The sequence below is a fragment of the Pseudonocardia sp. HH130629-09 genome, from assembly GCF_001294645.1.
Taxonomy (GTDB): Bacteria; Actinomycetota; Actinomycetes; order Mycobacteriales; family Pseudonocardiaceae; genus Pseudonocardia.
Map to the genome: position 1 here is coordinate 1,907,978 of NZ_CP011868.1, position 15,966 is coordinate 1,923,943.

Consider the following 15,966-nt stretch of genomic DNA (forward strand, 5'->3'; position numbering starts at 1 on the left):
TAACACGGGCTTCCTAGGCTCCGCCGCATGGACCGCCAGCAGGAGTTCGTGCTCCGCACACTCGAGGAACGCGACATCCGTTTCGTCCGTCTCTGGTTCACGGACGTGCTCGGCTACCTCAAGTCGGTGGCGGTGGCCCCGGCCGAGCTGGAGGGCGCCTTCGCCGAGGGCATCGGCTTCGACGGCTCGGCCATCGAGGGTTTCGCGCGCGTCTACGAGTCCGACATGGTCGCCAAGCCCGACCCGTCGACGTTCCAGGTCCTGCCCTGGGAGACCGCCTCGGGCGAGCACTACTCGGCGCGGATGTTCTGCGACATCGCCATGCCCGACGGGTCGCCGTCCTGGGCCGACCCGCGGCACGTGCTGACCCGCGCGCTGAACAAGGCCGGTGAGGCCGGGTTCACCTGCTACGTGCACCCGGAGATCGAGTTCTACCTGCTCCGCGACCTGCCCGGCGACGGCAGCCGGCCCGTCCCGGCGGACTCCGGCGGCTACTTCGACCAGGCCAGCCACGACGTCGCCCCGCACTTCCGGCGCAACACCATCGAGACGCTGGAGTCGATGGGCATCTCGGTGGAGTTCTCCCACCACGAGGGCGGCCCCGGCCAGCAGGAGATCGACCTGCGCTACGCCGACGCGCTGACCATGGCCGACAACCTCATGACTTTCCGCTACGTCGTGAAGGAGGTCGCGCTCACCCAGGACGTGCGGGCCTCGTTCATGCCCAAGCCGTTCTCCGAGCACCCCGGCTCGGCGATGCACACGCACTTCTCGCTCTTCGAGGGCGACCACAACGCCTTCCACGACCCGGACGACCCCTACGAGCTGTCCGCGACCGGCAAGGCGTTCGTCGCCGGGGTGCTCAAGCACGCCCGGGAGATCACCGCCGTCACCAACCAGTGGGTCAACTCCTACAAGCGCCTCATCACCGGCGGCGAGGCCCCGACCGCGGTCTCCTGGGGCCACGCGAACCGCTCCGCGCTGGTCCGGGTCCCGATGTACTCGCCGGGCAAGTCGTCGTCGCGCCGGGTGGAGGTCCGTACCCTGGACTCCGCGTGCAACCCCTACCTCGCCTACGCGGTCATCCTGGGCGCCGGCCTCACCGGCATCCAGAAGGGCTACGAGCTGCCCCCGCCCACCGAGGACGACGTGTGGGCCCTGACCGACACCGAGCGCCGGGCGCTGGGCTACGAGCTGCTCCCGCAGAACCTCACCGAGGCGCTCGACGTCATGGAGAAGAGCGAGCTCGTCGCCGAGTACCTCGGCGAGCACGTGTTCGACTTCTTCCTGCGCAACAAGCGGTCCGAGTGGGACGCCTACCGCCGGAACGTGACACCGCACGAGCTCGCCACGTACCTTCCGGTCCTGTGAGCGGCTTCGACGAAGAAGAGATCATCCTGGGCCCGTTGCCGTAGGGCATCACGCGGGCCGGCGAGGGCCAGTACAAACGGGTGTGGAACGTGCTGGGCCACACCTACTGGGCGAAGGCGGTCAGCGAGACCAGCTTCGCCTTCGAGACCCTCGACCCGCCGGGCACCGGGGTGCCGCCGCACGTGCACACCACCCAGGACGAGCACATCCACGTCCTGGACGGCGTGTTCACGCTCTGCCTGGACGGGCAGTGGGAGAAGGCCGGGTCGGGCGACACCGTCCTCATGCCCAAGGGTCTGCCGCACGCCTACTACAACAAGGAGCGGGGCGACGCGCGCGCCCTGTTCTGGGTGAGCCCGGCCGGCTGGCCCACCTGTTCGACCGGCTGGACCACCTGACCGACCCGGCCGAGGTCGTCCGGCAGTCGGCCCTGCACGACGTCGACTTCCTGCCCCCGGGCAGCGTCCCGGGCGCCGACTAGTTGTGATGTCCAGGGAGGTTGTACCGCCCGGGATCGGTGAGTCTGTCTGACAGACGAAGGCCTCCGGTTGTGAAGTGGAGCTGTCTAGGAACCGCTTCACTGACCGGAGGCCTCCGTGTCCCACGCTAACGCCGCCCTGACCCCGCGCGCCCGGCTGCGGCTCGCTCAACTCGTCGTCGAGCACGGCTGGACCCACACCGCAGCGGCGAAGATGTTCATGGTCTCGCCACGGACAGTGTCGAAATGGTCCGACCGCTACCGGACCGAGGGGCCGGCCGGGATGGTCGACCGCAGCTCACGGCCGCAGCTCTCACCGAGCAGGACCAGTGCTCGTGCGGTCCGGCGGATCGTGCGTCTGCGCTGGCGGCACCGGCTGGGCCCGATCCAGATCGCCGGGCGCCTGGGCATGGCCGCCTCGACCGTGCACGCAGTCCTGGTGCGCTGCCGGATCAACCGGCTCTCCCGCATCGACCGGGTCACCGGCGAACCGCTACGCCGCTACGAGCACCCCCACCCCGGCTCGCTGATCCACGTCGACGTCACCAAATTCGCCAACATCCCCGACGGCGGGGGCTGGCGCTACCTGGGCAGACAGCAAGGCCTCCGCAATCAGGCGGCCACCGCTCGGCGCACCGGTCAACGAGGCAAGTACTACCGCCCGGCCATCGGGACCGCCTACGTCCACACCGTGATCGACGACCACTCCCGCACCGCCTACGCCGAGATCTGCGCCGATGAGAAGGCGGCCACCGCAATCGGCGTACTCGGGCGCGCGGTCGCCTGGTTCGCCGAGCGCGGCGTCACCGTCGAGCGAGTCCTGTCCGACAACGGTTCGGCCTACAAGTCCCACGCCTGGCGCGACGCCTGCGCCGAGCTCGCCATCACCCACAAGCGAACCCGCCCCTACCGACCGCAGACCAACGGCAAGATCGAAAGATTCCATCGGACCCTGGCCGACGGCTGGGCCTACGCCCGACTCTATGAGTCGACCCGCCAACGCAACGACGCCCTACCCGACTGGATGCACTTCTACAATCACCACCGCGCTCACTCCGCCATCGGCGGCCAGCCACCGATCAACAGGCTGACCAACCTCCCTGGACATCACAGGGCCTGTCTCGTGATCGGTGTTTCGGCGTCGTTGCTCAGTAGGTCTCGGCTCCCGGCCAGCGGTCACCGAACGTGATGGCGAACGCGTTGATCACGGGCTTCCAACGCATCGTCCACCTCGTGCGGCCCGTCCCGGTCGGGTCCAGGCTGCGAGTCACAAGATACAAGCATTTCATCGTAGCCTGCTCAGTGGGGAAATGACCACGCGCCCGCACCGCGCGCCGGTAGCGGGCGTTAAGCGATTCGATCGCATTCGTAGAGCAGATCACCCTTCGAATCTCGACGTCGTAGTCCAAGAACGGCACGAACTCTTCCCACGCGTTGCGCCATAGCCGGATCATCGCCGCGTACTTACGGCCCCATTTCTCGTCGAGCTCATCCATAGCGATAAGTGCTGCATTCGGGTTGGGCGCGGCATAGATTGGTTTGATGTCGCGCTTCACCGCGTCCCAGTCCTGTCGACCCACCAGCCGGAAAGTGTTTCGGATCAGGTGCACGACGCAGGTTTGGACAATGGTTTGCGGCCACACGTTGGCCACGACCTCCGGGAGTCCTTTGAGGCCGTCGCAGACCAGGAACAGCACGTCACGCACGCCGCGGTTCTTCAGGTCGACCAGCACGCTCATCCAGAACTTCGCGCCCTCACTGCCGACGCCCATCCACAGCCCCAGCACGTCCTTGCAGCCGTCCACGGTGACGCCGATGGCTGCGTAGACCGGCCGGTTGGCGACCTGCCCGTCCCGGACCTTGACGTGGACAGCGTCGATGAACACCGCGGCGTACACCGAATCCAACGGCCGACCAACCCAGTCATTCATCTCGGCGACGACCTTGTCGGTGATCCGCGAGACCGTCTCCTTCGATACTGACGCCCCATAGATGTCAGCGAAATGTGCGGAAACCTCCCCGGTCGTCATCCCTTTCGCATACAGCGACAGTACGACCTCGTCGACATCTGTGAGGCGCCGCTGACGCTTCTTCACGATCTGCGGCTCGAAAGTGCTGGCCCTGTCTCTCGGAACGTCGATCTCCACGTCACCCGCGGCATCCGAGAGAACCGTCTTCGAGCGGGACCCGTTCCGCACGTTGGTGGATTCCCGGCCGGGGTCGGCCCGGTTCTTGTCGTGCCCGAGGTGCTCGGTCATCTCCTCGTTCAGCGCCGTTTCCAGAACATTCTTGGTAAAGAGCTTCAACAGGCCGTCCGGGCCGGTCAACGCCAGCCCGCGCGCCTTCGCCTCGGCCACCATCGCCGCCGCAGCGGCCCGCTCCGCCGACGCCTGCCGAGCAGGCTTCGGGTCACCCTCGCTTGGATCCACAAGGTCCGATGTCATCACTGTCCGTGCCCATCTCGCCGGACCTCAGCCCGGCGTGTCGGGCCGAAAACACCGATCTTGAAACAGTCCCACATCACACCTAGTTGTACCCGGCCAGGAGGTTGGTGACGGTGGCCGACGGCGTGGCTGCTTGAACGGGGAAGGCCCTTCGGGCGAGGTGGGAGGTGTCTGAAGCCGTCCATCTCGCCACGAAGGGCCTTCCACCGTGCACGCTAACGCTCGCCTGACCCTGCATGGGCGTCAGTGGCGTCCACCAAGGTGGTGTGCGACCGGCCCGGTGACGAGCTGGTCGAGCTGTAGGGCGGCCACCGCGTGATCTTCTGAACGCCTCTCACAGCCCACAGAAGATGGATCACGCGATGACCGCACCCTCCAGTATCGACCCCACCGAGTTCCTGCACGAGCAGCTGTCCCAGGCGAGCCCGGATCTGCTGTGCCACATGTTGACCACGTTCATCAACACCCTGATGTCCGCCGACGCCGACTCGGTGTGCGGCGCGGCCTGGGGCGAGCGTTCCGAGGCTCGCACGAACACCCGCAACGGCTACCGCCACCGCGACTTCGACACCCGCGCTGGCACGATCGACGTGGCGATCCCCAAGCTGCGCAACGGCTCCTACTTCCCCGACTGGTTGCTGGAGCGTCGTCGCCGGGCGGAGCGGGCCCTGACCACGGTGGTCGCGACCTGCTACCTGCTCGGGGTCTCGACGCGGCGGATGGAGAAACTCGTCGACTCCCTGGGCATCACGAGGTTGTCGAAGTCGCAGGTCTCAGAGATGGCCCGGGACCTCGACGGCCAAGTCGAGCAGTTCCGGACGCGTCCGCTCGACCAGGGCCCCTACACCTTCGTCGCCGCCGACGCGCTCGTGCTCAAAGTCCGCGAGGGCGGCCGGGTCGTGGCAGTCCACGCCCTGCTCGCCACCGGGGTCAACGGCGACGGACACCGGGAGATCCTCGGCCTGCAGGTCAGCTCCGCCGAGGACGGCGCCGGCTGGCTGGGGTTCTTCCGCGACCTCACCGCCCGCGGTCTGACCGGCGTCGCGCTGGTCACCAGCGACGCCCACGCCGGCTTGGTGTCCGCGATCGGGGCGACCCTGCCCGGCGCCGCCTGGCAGAGGTGCAGGACGCACTACGCGGCGAACCTGATGGCTGCGACCCCGAAGCAGTCCTGGCCGTGGGTGCGGGCGTTGCTGCACTCGGTCTATGACCAGCCCGACGCCGCATCGGTGCACGCCCAGTTCGACCGGGTCCTCGACGCCTTGGCCGACAAGCTCCCGAAGGTCGCCGAGCACCTCGACGCCGCCCGAGCCGACGTCCTGGCCTTCACCGGCTTCCCGAAAGAACTGTGGCGCCAGATCTGGTCGAACAACCCCTCCGAGCGCCTGAACCGTGAGATCCGGCGCCGCACCGACGTCGTCGGGATCTTCCCCGACCGCGACTCCCTGATCCGCCTCGTCGGCGCGGTCCTGGCCGAGCAACACGACGAATGGGCCGAAGGACGCCGCTACCTCGGCCTCGACGTCCTCGCCCGCTCCCGCGTCACCACGATCCCCGACACCGCCACCAGCGCTGAGGAGGCGACCTCGACCACCACCATCCCGGCGCTCAGCGCCTGACCGAACAAGAAGATCACGCGGTCGTCGTCACACACCACGCCAGCGGACTTGACCTGGGCGTCGACTGCTCGTCGCGCGAGTCCGCGACCATGGCCGCCCGCAGTCCCACGTCGCCCGCGAGCTCGGGGTCTCCCGCCAGTGCGTGTCCCGGTGGGTCACCCGCTACGACCGGGAAGGAGATCCCGGTCTGCGCGACCGGTCCTCCCGCCCACACCACAGCCCGACCCGTCACAGCGCCGACACCGAACAGGCGGTCCTGGCCGCGCGGCGTGAGCAGCGCTGCGGTCCGGCCGCGATCGCGGCCACCACCGGAGTCGCGGCGCGCTCGGTATCGCGGATCCTGGCCCGCCACGGCGTGGCTCGGCTGGCGGCCTGTGATCCCATCACCGGCGCCCCGATCCGCGCCACCCGCGCCTCAGCCCACCGCTACGAACACGCCGCACCCGGTGAGCTGGTCCATGTTGATGTGAAGAAACTCGGCCGGATCCCCGACGGCGGGGGCTGGCGGATCCACGGCCGCGGCCCCCGTCCGGGCGCGACCCGCCGCATCGGGTTCGACTACGTCCACGCCATGGTCGACGACCACTCCCGCTTCGCCTACGCCGAGGTCCTGCCCGATGAGAAGGGCGCCACCTGCGCCGGTTTCGTTCAGCGCGCCGCGGCCGCGTTCGCCGCAGCCGGCATCGGCCGCATCGAGCGTGTGATCACCGACAACGCCCGCAACTACCGCGGCTGCCGGGTATTCGCCGAGGCCGTGACCGGTCTCGGAGCACGCCAGAAGTTCATCCGGCCGCACTGCCCGTGGATCAACGGCAAGGTGGAGAGGTTCAACCGGACCCTGGCCATCGAATGGGCCTACCGGCGTCCCTACGCCACCAACGACGACCGCACACTGGCACTCAGCGCCTGGCTCGAGTACTACAATCAGCGACGCCCTCACACCGCTTGCGCGGGCCGCTCCCCAATCAGCCGCCTGTCACCAACGTGATGGCCGGCTACAACTAGTCAGCGGGTGTTGCCCGACGCCCGGTGGCAGCCGGCGAAGGTCTCCTCCAGCTCCCCGGTCGTGATCACCGCGTCGAGGTCGTCGAAGCCGTCGGGCGCGCGGCGCTCGACCTCGTCGATGACCCGCTCCGGGCCACCCGCCCGGTTGCGGAGCACGACGTCGGCGGTCATCGGCAGCCGCTCGGCCTCGTAGGCGGCCAGCGCCGCCACCGGGTCGACGCCCGCGGCCAGGTGCCGGGCGAGGGACTCGGCGTCGAGGATCGCCTGCCCGGCGCCGTCGGAGCCCATCGGGACCATCGGGTGCGCGGCGTCGCCGAGCAGCGTGACCCGGCCGTGCGACCAGCGCGAGGTGGTCGACGGCGTCGAGGTGGAAGCGGCGGGCGTGGGCGAGGGTCTCGTCGCGGTCGGCGGGCCGTGACCAGTCCTGACGCTGGGGGGCGGGGTCGCCGTCGGCCCCGGTCGCGATGCACACCGCCCAGTTCGTGAGGACCGTCCCCGGGGCGCTGCCGGCGCCGACCGGGTAGACCACCAGCTTCGCCGCGTTCCCGCCTGCGACGACCATCGAGCGGCCGCCGCGGAACGCCGGCCAGTCGGTCGCGCCGCGCCACATCGACACCCCGTTCCAGTGCGGCGGTCCCTCGTCGGGGAACTGGCCCGCGCGCACCGCGGAGTGGATGCCGTCCGCGCCGACCAGCACGTCGCCGGTCACGGTGGGCAGCGCGTCGTCGGTGAACCGGCCCCGGACGCCGTCCGCGGACCGCTCGACGCCGTCGACCCGGTGCCGGGTACGGATCGCGTCGGGCCCCAGCCGTGCGCGCACGGCGTCGGCGAGCATCCGGTGCACCCGGCCGCGGTGCCCGGCGACCTGCGGGAACGCGAACCCGGCCGCCACCCCGCAGGGCCTGCGCAGGATCGGCCGGCCGAGCCGGTGGGCGTAGGTGAGGTCGGTGGTCGCGACCCGACCTCGGCCGGCTCCGCGGACAGGCCGAGCCCGTCGAGGACCCGCACGGCGTGCGGCAGCAGGTTGAACCCGACACCGAGCTCGCCCGCACCGGAGCCCTGCTCGAGGACCGTGGACCCGATCCCGGCCCGCTCCAGCGCGAGGGCCGTGGTCAGTCCTCCGATACCCCCACCGACGATCAGGACGTGCATTCCCCGAGCCTGACCGCTGAGCGCCCCTGAGGGAAGGGCCGCCCGCGATGGGGCAGGATCACCGGTCATGGACCGTCGCACGGGGACCTCGCTCGCCCGGCTCGGCCTCACCGGTGAGGACGCGGCCACGACCCTGCGTGGTCTGGGCTGGTGGGCGACCGACGGACCGGTGCCCGGCTGCGAGGAGATCATGTGGGCGCTGGCCCGCAGCCCCGACCAGTCCCTCGCGCTGCGCGCGGTCGAGCGGCTGGCGCAGACCGCGCCGTGGCCCGCGATCGACCGGGCGCTGCGCACCGACCGGGGGCTGCGCGGGCGGCTGTTCGCGACCCTGGGATCGTCGACGGCGCTGGGCGACCACCTCGTACGCCACCCGGACCGCTGGCCGCTGCTGGCCGACACCGCCGAGCGCGGGGACCCGCCGCCGGACCTGGCCCGGCGCACCGCGAACCTGCTGCGCGCGGTCGGCGCCGACCCGGATGCGCCGACGCCGGGGACGGTCGGGGGAGCGCGGGCGTCGCTGACCGGGGCCGAGGCCGTCGCCGCGCTGCGTACGGCCTACCGCGACGAGCTGCTCGGCCTCGCCTCGGCCGACCTGGCCGCCGTCGGGGCCCCGGAGCTGCCGGTGATGGAGGTCGACGACGTCGCGGCCCAGCTCGCCGACCTCGCCGAGGCTGCGCTGGCGGCGTCTCTGGCGGTGGCCGCGGCCGAGCAGGACCCGTCGGACGAGCTGCGGCTCGCGATCATCGGCATGGGCAAGTGCGGCGGCAGGGAGCTCAACTACGTCTCCGACGTCGACGTCGTGTTCGTCGCCGAGCCCGGCGGGGACCTCACCCCGGCCGCGACGAAGCTCGCGTCGCGGGTCATGCGCATCGCGGGGGAGGCCTGCTTCGAGGTCGACGCGAACCTGCGCCCCGAGGGCCGTCAGGGTGCGCTGGTGCGGACCCTGGACGGGCACGTGTCCTACTACCGGCGGTGGGCCAAGACCTGGGAGTTCCAGGCGCTGCTCAAGGCCCGTCCGATCGCCGGGGACCCCGAGCTGGGCCGCTCCTACGTCGAGGCCCTCGACCCGATGGTGTGGCAGGCGTGCACCCGCGACGACTTCGTCGGCGAGGTACAGGCCATGCGTGCCCGGGTCATCGAGAACATCCCCTCCGATCAGCGCGAACGCGAGCTGAAGCTCGGCCGCGGCGGGCTGCGCGACGTCGAGTTCGCCGTCCAGCTGCTGCAGCTGGTGCACGGCCGGACCGACGACACCCTGCACTCGGGCAACACCCTGGTCGCGCTGGCCGCCCTGTCCGAGCGCGGCTACGTCGGCCGCGACGACGGCGCCAACCTCGCCGCGTCCTACCGGTTCCTGCGCCTGCTGGAGCACCGGCTGCAGCTGCAGAAGCTGCGTCGCACCCACCTGCTCCCGGCCATCGACGACACCGACGGCCTGCGCTGGCTCGCCAGGGCCGCACGGATCCGCCCGGACGGGCGCCGCGACGTCGTCGGGGTGCTGGTCGACGAGTGGCAGCGCAACGCCCGCCGGGTGACCCGGCTGCACGAGAAGCTGTTCTACCGGCCGCTGCTGTCGGCGGTGTCCCGGCTGGCCGCCGACGGCGCCGACGCCGTGCTGACCCCTGAGGCGGCGAAGGCACGGATGAAGGCGCTGGGCTGGGCGTCGCCGGAGGGGGCGCTGGGGCACCTGCGGGCGCTCACCGGCGGGGTGTCGCGGGCCGCGTCGATCCAGCGCGCCCTGCTGCCGGTGCTGCTGGACTCGCTCTCGACCAGCCCCGACCCCGACCGCGGCCTGCTCGCCTACCGGCGGGTGTCCGAGGCACTCGCCGACACCCCCTGGTACCTGCGGCTGCTGCGCGACGAGGGCGCGGTCGCGCAGCGCCTGATGACCCTGCTCGGCACCTCGGCGCTGGTCCCGGACCTGCTGGCCCGCGCTCCGGAGGTGCTGCGGATGCTCGCCACCTCCTCCGGGGTGCAGAGCCCGGAGCTGACCCGGGACCCGGCCGAGGTGTCGATGGCGCTGCGCACCACCGTGGCCCGGCAGAGCACACCGGAGATCGCGGTGGCGTCGGCGCGGTCCTACCGCCGGCACGAGATGCTGCGGGTCGCCTGCGCCGACCTGCTCGGCCTGCTGCCGGTCGACGCCGTCTGCACGGCGCTGAACTCGGTGAACGAGGCGGTGCTGGCCGCGACCCTGGACGCGGTGCTCCGCGCCGAGACCGAGCGCCCGGCCGCCCTGGCGGTGATCGGGATGGGCCGTCTCGGCGGTGGGGAGTCGAGCTACGGCAGCGACGCCGACGTCATGTTCGTCTGCGCGCCGGCCGAGGGGGTCGACGACCACACCGCGGTGCGGTGGGCGACCCGCGTCGTCGAACGGGTGCGACGGCTGCTGGGCTCGCCGAGCCCGGACCCCGCGCTGCCGGTCGACGCGGACCTGCGTCCGGAGGGCCGTTCCGGGCCGATGGTGCGCACCCTGGCCTCCTACCGCGAGTACTACGCCCGCTGGGGCGAGGTGTGGGAGGCCCAGGCGCTGCTGCGGGCCCGGCCGATCGCGGGGGACCGGACGCTGGGCCGCGAGTTCACCGCGCTGGTCGACCCGATCCGTTACCCGGCGGACGGGCTGTCGGCGGCGTCGGTGTCGGAGATCCGGCGGATCAAGGCCAGGGTCGACGCCGAGCGGCTGCCCCGTGGCGCGGACCGCTCCACCCACACGAAGCTGGGCCTGGGCGGGCTCGCCGACGTCGAGTGGACGGTGCAGCTGCTGCAGCTCCAGTACGCGGGCGACGTCCCCGAGCTGCGCACCCCCTCGACGCTGGAGGGGCTGCACGAGGCGGCGGAGGCCGGTCTGATCGGCGCCGAGGACGCCGCCGAGCTGGAGGAGGGCTGGCGCACCGCCACCGCGGCCCGCAACGCGATCATGCTGGTGAAGGGCAAGCCCGGCGACCAGCTCCCGCGTTCGGGGCGGGAGCTGGCCGCCGTCGCCGTCGCGCTCGGGTACCCCGCCGGCGGCGACCCGGGGGAGTTCCTCGACGACTACAAGCGCGTCACCCGGCGCGCCCGCGCGGTCGTCGAGCGGGTGTTCTACGGCTGGTCCGAGGACTGACCGACCGGTGCGGCGCGCAGGGCGGCGGCGAACCACTCGAACGCGGGGATCGTCGGCTCCCGGGCCGGCCACCCGTTGAGGACACCGAGCAGCGTCCAGTAGCGCTCGACGCGGCGGTCGGCGAACAGGTCGACCGTGTCCGCCCAGGCGGCCCGGTCGGCCACCGAGAGCCCGGCGACGCCGGGGATCCGCTCCAGTGCCGCGGCCGCCGCGGGTGAGGCCGGGTCGACCTCCGCGGCGAGCGCGCCGCCGGCGTGTTCGGCCACCGCGGCCGGGTCGGCCTGCCGCTCGCGGTGCTCGGAGACGGTGGCGCCGGCGACGGCCATCTCCCGGCAGCGGGCCCGGAAGCCCGGGTCGCCGACCAGCTCGGCCAGCTCCACCCAGGCCCCGACCTGCTCGGGGGTCGGGTCGTCGGGCAGCTCGGCCGGCATCGACCGCATCGCGGTGGCGATGCCCGCGCCGGGCGCGTCGGCGTCGATGCCGGCGAAGGCCTCGTTCACGAAGTCGTCGATCAGGTGCTGCCGCTGGGCCGCGGACAGCCGGGCGAGGTCGTTCATCAGCGTCACGCTCCGTTCGTCGGGTGGGGTGTCGCCGTCTCCGGTGCGGGCCAGCAACGTGCACACCGCGCGTTGCGCCCGCAGCTCCCGGATCCGGTCGTCCAGGGCCCGGACGTGTGCCGCCGCGATCTCGCCGACCCCCCGTCGGCGGGACAGCACGGCGCGCACGTCGTCCAGGCCCAGCCCGAGCTCGCGCAGGGTGCGCACGAGGTCGAGCCGTGCGACCGCGGCCGGTCCGTAGACCCGGTGGCCCGCGCCGTTGCGGTCGGCGGGGACGAGTCCCTCGTCGGACCAGAAGCGGAGCGTGCGCACGGGAACCTCGCTGCGCCGGGCGAGCTGCCCGATCGTCAGCGTGACAAGATGGTCATCGGTACGTGGTGCGGTCACGGGGTACAGCCTCGGGGGTTCCAGCGACTGGAGGTCAAGTGCGAATCGGTTTCGGGATCCCGCAGTTCGGTGCGGCCGCTGCCCACGTGGACGGGACCATGCGGTTCGCCGCGGGCGCCGAGGAGCGCGGCGCGGCGAGCCTGTGGGCCGGCGACCGGCTGCTGGTGGCCGTCGACCCGACGGTCGGTTACGGCGGCGGGCCCGGCGGCCCGGGCAGCGTGCCCGAGCAGTTCACCGCCGCGCACGACCCGCTGGCGCTGCTGACCGCTGCGGCCGCGGTCACCGCGCGGGTCCAGCTCGGTACCAGCACGCTCAACGCACCCTGGTACCCGGCGGCGCTGCTGGCCCGGCAGGCGGCGACGATCGACAACCTGTCCGGCGGCCGGCTGCTGCTGGGTCTTGGCACCGGCTGGTCACCCGAGGAGTACGACGCCGTGGGTGTCCCGATGCGCGAGCGCGGCGCCCGGCTCGACGAGACCCTCGACCTGTTCGACGCCTGGTGGCACGACGACCCGGTGGAGTTCACCGGCCGCTTCGCGAGCGTCGCACCGTCGCACGTGCACGCCAGGCCGCAGCACGTGCCGGTCTACCTCGCCGGGTTCAGCCCCCGGGCGCGGCGGCGGATCGCCGAACGGGCCGACGGGTTCCTGCCGGTCGTCACCTCCGACGTCACCGACCTCGACGCCGCGGTCTCCGCGCCCTGGGCGGACCTGCGCGCCGCGGCGGCCGCGGCGGGCCGCCCCGCCGACGCGGTCGGCGCGGTGCTGCGGGTGAACCCGAAGCCGGGGGAGACCGCCGCCGACGCGGCCGCGCTGGTGCGCCGGGTCGGCACCGACACCGACGTCGACCACGCCTTCGTCGACCTCATGTACCTGGCCGACGACACCGACTCGGCGCTGGCGGCGGTCGAGGAGATCCTCGGCGCGGTCTGACCGGACCCCGCTGGTTCACTGGGGCCGTGGCAGACCTGGACGTGATCACCCGCGGGTACGAGCTCGTCGCGGCCCGGCCGGCGTCGCTGCTGGCCGCGCTGCTGGCGCTGGTGGTCGTCGCGTGGCGGCCGACCTGGCGGCTGACGCGGACCGCGGTCACGATCGCCCACGAGGGCGGGCACGCGCTCGTCGCGGTGCTGGTCGGGCGCGGCCTGGCCGGGATCCGGCTGCACGCCGACTCCTCCGGGGTCACGCACTCCACCGGCGCGGGGCGTGGGCCGGGCGTGGTCGCGATGTTCTTCGCCGGGTACGTCTTCCCGCCGCTGCTCGGCCTCGGCGGCGCGGTGCTGGTCGCTGCCGACGCCGCGCAGGCGATGCTGTGGATCGCCGTGGTGCTGCTCGCGGCGACGCTGCTGCAGATCCGCAACCTCTACGGCGGGCTGGCCGTCGTCGCCACCGGGGCGGTGCTCGTGCTCGTCGCGCTCCGCGCCCCGGCCGACCTGCGTACCGGGTTCGCCGCCGCACTGACCTGGTTCCTGCTGTTCGGCGGGGTGAAGGCCTGCCTGGAGCTGCGCCGGGGTCGTCGCGGGGGCAGGCTGCGGCACTCCGACGCCGACCGCCTCGCCGAGCTCACCCCGCTCGGCGGCGGAACATGGGCGGCACTGTTCGTCCTCCTCGCGGTCGCCGCCACGCTCGCCGCGTGCTGGGTCGTGTTCGCCCCCGGCGGGGCGCCGGCCTGACAGCATGGGGCCATGGCAGAGGACTTCAACACCAGGGTGATCCGCGAGTTCCGCGAGAACGACGGCCGGGTCGGCGAGCCGTTCACCGGGCTCCCGATGATCCTGCTCCACCACATCGGCGCGAAGAGCGGTACCGAGCGCATCGCGCCGCTGCGCTGGTTCGCCGACGGCGACCGCTGGGTCGTCGTCGCCTCCGCGGCGGGCGCACCGAAGCACCCCGCGTGGTTCCACAACCTGCTCGCCCACCCCGACGTGACCGCAGAGATCGCCGACGGTCACGGCGGGGTCGAGGCCGTCCAGGTGCACGCGGCCGAGCTCGACGACGCCGACCGCGACCGCGTCTGGACGTGGATCAAGGAGAACAACGGCGGCTTCGCCGACTACGAGCGCCGGACCGACCGCAGGATCCCGCTGGTCGGCCTCACCCGGCGCTGACCGCCGCCCCGACCGGTGCGTGGGGCCGGAGTGGGCGTGCCCGCGGGGGTGATGGCAGGGTTCCCGGCATGACCATCTCCCTCGAGCAGGCCCAGACCATCACCGCCGCTGCCCTGGCCCACGGCACCGAGCAGGGCTTCAACCCGCTCACGGTCGCCGTGCTCGACCCGGGCGGCGCGATCGTCGTGCTGGCCCGCCAGGACGGCTCGGGATTCCTGCGTCCCGACCTCGCCGTCGGCAAGGCCAGCGGGGTGCTCGCCCTCGGCATGACCAACCGCGCGATCGCCGCGCGCGCCGCGGACTCCCCGGAGTTCTTCACCTCGGTGGCGAACCTCGCCGGCGGCAAGATCCTCTCCGTGCCGGGTGGGGTCTTCGTCAAGGACGCCGACGGCACGCTGCTGGGTGCCGTCGGCGTGACCGGTGACGCCTCGCTGAACGACGAGGCGGCGGCTGTCGCGGGGATCGAGGCCGCCGGTCTGGTCGCGGTCACCGGCGCCGAGTAGTCCCACCATCCCGGAACGTGCCGCGCCCCCGGGCGACGAGGTCAGCCCGGGGGCACGGAGGGGACACGATCCTGCCGCCGAGGAAGAATCGTGCACGTGCGTGGTCGCCCCGGAGGGCGCGGAGCGAGGCTGCGGTGCGTGCGTGGCCGGTGCCGTTCCTTGACACCCGGTCGATGTCATCGAACGGAGCGGGTGGGCCGGTGTGACCCGCACTCCGTGTGATCTGGAACACGGTAGGTCTGAGTTAAGCATCCGAGTTCCGCTCCTGTCAACGAGTCCGCGGACGCGGTCGGTGAGAGGATCGCTGCACCGATTCCGCGTTTGGGATGCTCCGAGCGGCCCTGACCACGAGCGGGTGTCGCCGGCTCGGTCGTGCCGGTCGCGTGACGCGTGCGCATCGGGGAGGACCCCGACCGTGGGAACTCCGGCACCTGATGGTGGGTCAGGGGTGTTCCGCGATGTTCCCGTGACCGGCGGTCGTTAGCGTCGTCGACGTCCTACACGACATCGGGAACTGCGTGGTGGCGACGGGTGTACACCGGCGGCACCGGGCGTCTCCACGGTGCCGTTCGGAGCGGGCCGACGTCCTGTCGTCGCCTGATCGCATCCGAACGGTGACCACCGGGACGTTTCGCCACGACCCCCACGGGTCACTCGATGCCGACCGGTCAGATTCGGTTCGTCACGAACGGACCGTAAGCGAGGGAGACAGACATGGGCATCATCGCGTGGATCGTGCTGGGGCTGGTTGCGGGCGCCATCGCCAAGGCCATCATGCCGGGCAAGGACCCGGGCGGAATCATCGTCACCCTGATCCTGGGTGTCGTCGGAGCGCTGCTCGGCGGCTGGATCGGCAGCGCCGTGTTCGGCGTCGGTCTCGGCGGGTTCTTCAACATCTCCACCTGGCTGCTCGCCATCGTGGGTGCGCTGATCCTGCTGGCGATCTACCGCGTGATCGTGGGCCGCAAGGTCCGCGCCTGACACGCGCGTAACACCCTCGTCGGAGCCCGCCCGGAACTCTTCGGGCGGGCTCCGACGTATGTGCGGGCCCGATCCTGCGAGCGAGGCGGGTAGCGGTCCGGTCCATCGAGGAGGACGTGCCGTGCTGTCATGGTGAGAACGTCCTCCAGTTCTCTGTGCTTGCTGTGTCGGGGGAGAAGCGTTGTCGACCACGTCGGAGTTCTGGCTCGATGTTCACTCTGAGATCTCGCGTGTCGCAGGAATGGAGCTCTCGACGAAG

14 protein-coding genes and 1 pseudogene are annotated in these 15,966 nt (G+C 71.9%); 11 read left to right on the forward strand and 4 right to left on the reverse strand.

Features of this window, described 5'->3' with window-relative positions:
* Nucleotides 1-27 precede the first annotated feature (27 nt).
* The 3 genes from XF36_RS08650 to XF36_RS08660 all read left to right on the forward strand — a co-directional run bounded on the left by XF36_RS08650 (nt 28) and on the right by XF36_RS08660 (nt 3,038).
* Nucleotides 28-1,371 carry a glutamine synthetase family protein gene (locus XF36_RS08650; RefSeq protein ID WP_060711585.1) on the forward strand — a complete coding sequence of 448 codons (1,344 nt, stop codon included), beginning with the start codon at nt 28-30 and terminating at the stop codon, nt 1,369-1,371.
* A gap of 89 nt (nt 1,372-1,460) precedes the next feature.
* Nucleotides 1,461-1,769 carry a cupin domain-containing protein gene (locus tag XF36_RS33870; protein WP_238589184.1) on the forward strand — a complete coding sequence of 103 codons (309 nt, stop codon included), beginning with the start codon at nt 1,461-1,463 and terminating at the stop codon, nt 1,767-1,769.
* Nucleotides 1,770-1,967: 198 nt separating this feature from the next.
* Complete coding sequence (locus tag XF36_RS08660; RefSeq protein WP_238589185.1) at nt 1,968-3,038, forward strand: IS481 family transposase; 1,071 nt, start codon at nt 1,968-1,970, stop codon at nt 3,036-3,038.
* Here the strand turns inward: XF36_RS08660 and XF36_RS08665 are convergent.
* A complete protein-coding gene (locus XF36_RS08665) occupies nt 2,998-4,209 on the reverse strand; it encodes an IS256 family transposase (RefSeq protein ID WP_422662585.1) in 1,212 nt (403 codons plus the stop codon). The genes XF36_RS08660 and XF36_RS08665 overlap by 41 nt on opposite strands.
* 446 nt (nt 4,210-4,655) lie before the next feature.
* On the opposite strand from XF36_RS08665, the gene XF36_RS08670 reads away from it, so the two are divergent.
* Both XF36_RS08670 and XF36_RS08675 read left to right on the forward strand, forming a co-directional pair.
* Complete coding sequence (locus tag XF36_RS08670) at nt 4,656-5,912, forward strand: IS256 family transposase (protein ID WP_060711586.1); 1,257 nt, start codon at nt 4,656-4,658, stop codon at nt 5,910-5,912.
* Between the two features lie 64 nt (nt 5,913-5,976).
* Entirely contained in the window at nt 5,977-6,900 is a 924-nt protein-coding gene (locus XF36_RS08675; protein WP_060711587.1) for an IS481 family transposase, read from the forward strand.
* A gap of 17 nt (nt 6,901-6,917) precedes the next feature.
* Here the strand turns inward: XF36_RS08675 and XF36_RS35525 are convergent.
* Nucleotides 6,918-7,737: pseudogene (locus XF36_RS35525) on the reverse strand (FAD-dependent monooxygenase).
* The gene (locus XF36_RS33880) at nt 7,623-8,138 is read right to left on the reverse strand and encodes an FAD-dependent monooxygenase (protein WP_349675546.1); all 516 of its coding nucleotides are present in this window, start codon (nt 8,136-8,138) and stop codon (nt 7,623-7,625) included. The pseudogene XF36_RS35525 and the gene XF36_RS33880 overlap by 115 nt, the downstream one beginning before the upstream one ends.
* On the opposite strand from XF36_RS33880, the gene XF36_RS08685 reads away from it, so the two are divergent.
* Nucleotides 8,137-11,172 (forward strand): bifunctional [glutamine synthetase] adenylyltransferase/[glutamine synthetase]-adenylyl-L-tyrosine phosphorylase, encoded by a 3,036-nt coding sequence (locus XF36_RS08685; protein ID WP_060711588.1) that lies wholly within the window; start codon nt 8,137-8,139, stop codon nt 11,170-11,172. The genes XF36_RS33880 and XF36_RS08685 overlap by 2 nt on opposite strands.
* Here XF36_RS08685 and XF36_RS08690 read toward each other — a convergent pair.
* Nucleotides 11,151-12,116 carry a MerR family transcriptional regulator gene (locus XF36_RS08690; protein WP_060711589.1) on the reverse strand — a complete coding sequence of 322 codons (966 nt, stop codon included), beginning with the start codon at nt 12,114-12,116 and terminating at the stop codon, nt 11,151-11,153. The two genes, XF36_RS08685 and XF36_RS08690, sit on opposite strands and share 22 nt — an antisense overlap.
* 98 nt (nt 12,117-12,214) lie before the next feature.
* Here XF36_RS08690 and XF36_RS08695 point away from each other — a divergent pair, with 98 nt between their 5' ends.
* From XF36_RS08695 to XF36_RS08715, 5 genes are all read left to right on the forward strand, one after another.
* Nucleotides 12,215-13,048 carry a TIGR03619 family F420-dependent LLM class oxidoreductase gene (locus tag XF36_RS08695; RefSeq protein ID WP_238589187.1) on the forward strand — a complete coding sequence of 278 codons (834 nt, stop codon included), beginning with the start codon at nt 12,215-12,217 and terminating at the stop codon, nt 13,046-13,048.
* A gap of 26 nt (nt 13,049-13,074) precedes the next feature.
* Nucleotides 13,075-13,788, forward strand: coding sequence for a M50 family metallopeptidase (locus XF36_RS08700; RefSeq protein ID WP_238589188.1), 714 nt, complete (start codon nt 13,075-13,077; stop codon nt 13,786-13,788).
* Between the two features lie 12 nt (nt 13,789-13,800).
* Complete coding sequence (locus tag XF36_RS08705) at nt 13,801-14,223, forward strand: nitroreductase/quinone reductase family protein (RefSeq protein WP_060711591.1); 423 nt, start codon at nt 13,801-13,803, stop codon at nt 14,221-14,223.
* 68 nt (nt 14,224-14,291) lie between these two features.
* Entirely contained in the window at nt 14,292-14,726 is a 435-nt protein-coding gene (locus tag XF36_RS08710) for a GlcG/HbpS family heme-binding protein (protein ID WP_060711592.1), read from the forward strand.
* A 714-nt stretch (nt 14,727-15,440) separates the two neighbouring features.
* The gene (locus XF36_RS08715) at nt 15,441-15,707 is read left to right on the forward strand and encodes a GlsB/YeaQ/YmgE family stress response membrane protein (protein ID WP_060711593.1); all 267 of its coding nucleotides are present in this window, start codon (nt 15,441-15,443) and stop codon (nt 15,705-15,707) included.
* Nucleotides 15,708-15,966 lie beyond the last annotated feature (259 nt).

Excerpts from the sequence above, each read along its gene's own strand:
- XF36_RS08650 (WP_060711585.1), top strand. The coding sequence starts at position 28 with ATGGACCGCCAGCAGGAGTTCGTGCTCCGCACACTCGAGGAACGCGAC.
- XF36_RS08695 (WP_238589187.1), top strand. The coding sequence starts at position 12,215 with ATGCGGTTCGCCGCGGGCGCCGAGGAGCGCGGCGCGGCGAGCCTGTGG.
- XF36_RS33880 (WP_349675546.1), bottom strand. The coding sequence starts at position 8,138 with ATGACCGGTGATCCTGCCCCATCGCGGGCGGCCCTTCCCTCAGGGGCG.
- XF36_RS08705 (WP_060711591.1), top strand. The coding sequence starts at position 13,801 with ATGGCAGAGGACTTCAACACCAGGGTGATCCGCGAGTTCCGCGAGAAC.
- XF36_RS08715 (WP_060711593.1), top strand. The coding sequence starts at position 15,441 with ATGGGCATCATCGCGTGGATCGTGCTGGGGCTGGTTGCGGGCGCCATC.
- XF36_RS08685 (WP_060711588.1), top strand. The coding sequence starts at position 8,137 with ATGGACCGTCGCACGGGGACCTCGCTCGCCCGGCTCGGCCTCACCGGT.
- XF36_RS08665 (WP_422662585.1), bottom strand. The coding sequence starts at position 4,209 with ATGGTGGCCGAGGCGAAGGCGCGCGGGCTGGCGTTGACCGGCCCGGAC.
- XF36_RS08670 (WP_060711586.1), top strand. The coding sequence starts at position 4,656 with ATGACCGCACCCTCCAGTATCGACCCCACCGAGTTCCTGCACGAGCAG.
- XF36_RS08710 (WP_060711592.1), top strand. The coding sequence starts at position 14,292 with ATGACCATCTCCCTCGAGCAGGCCCAGACCATCACCGCCGCTGCCCTG.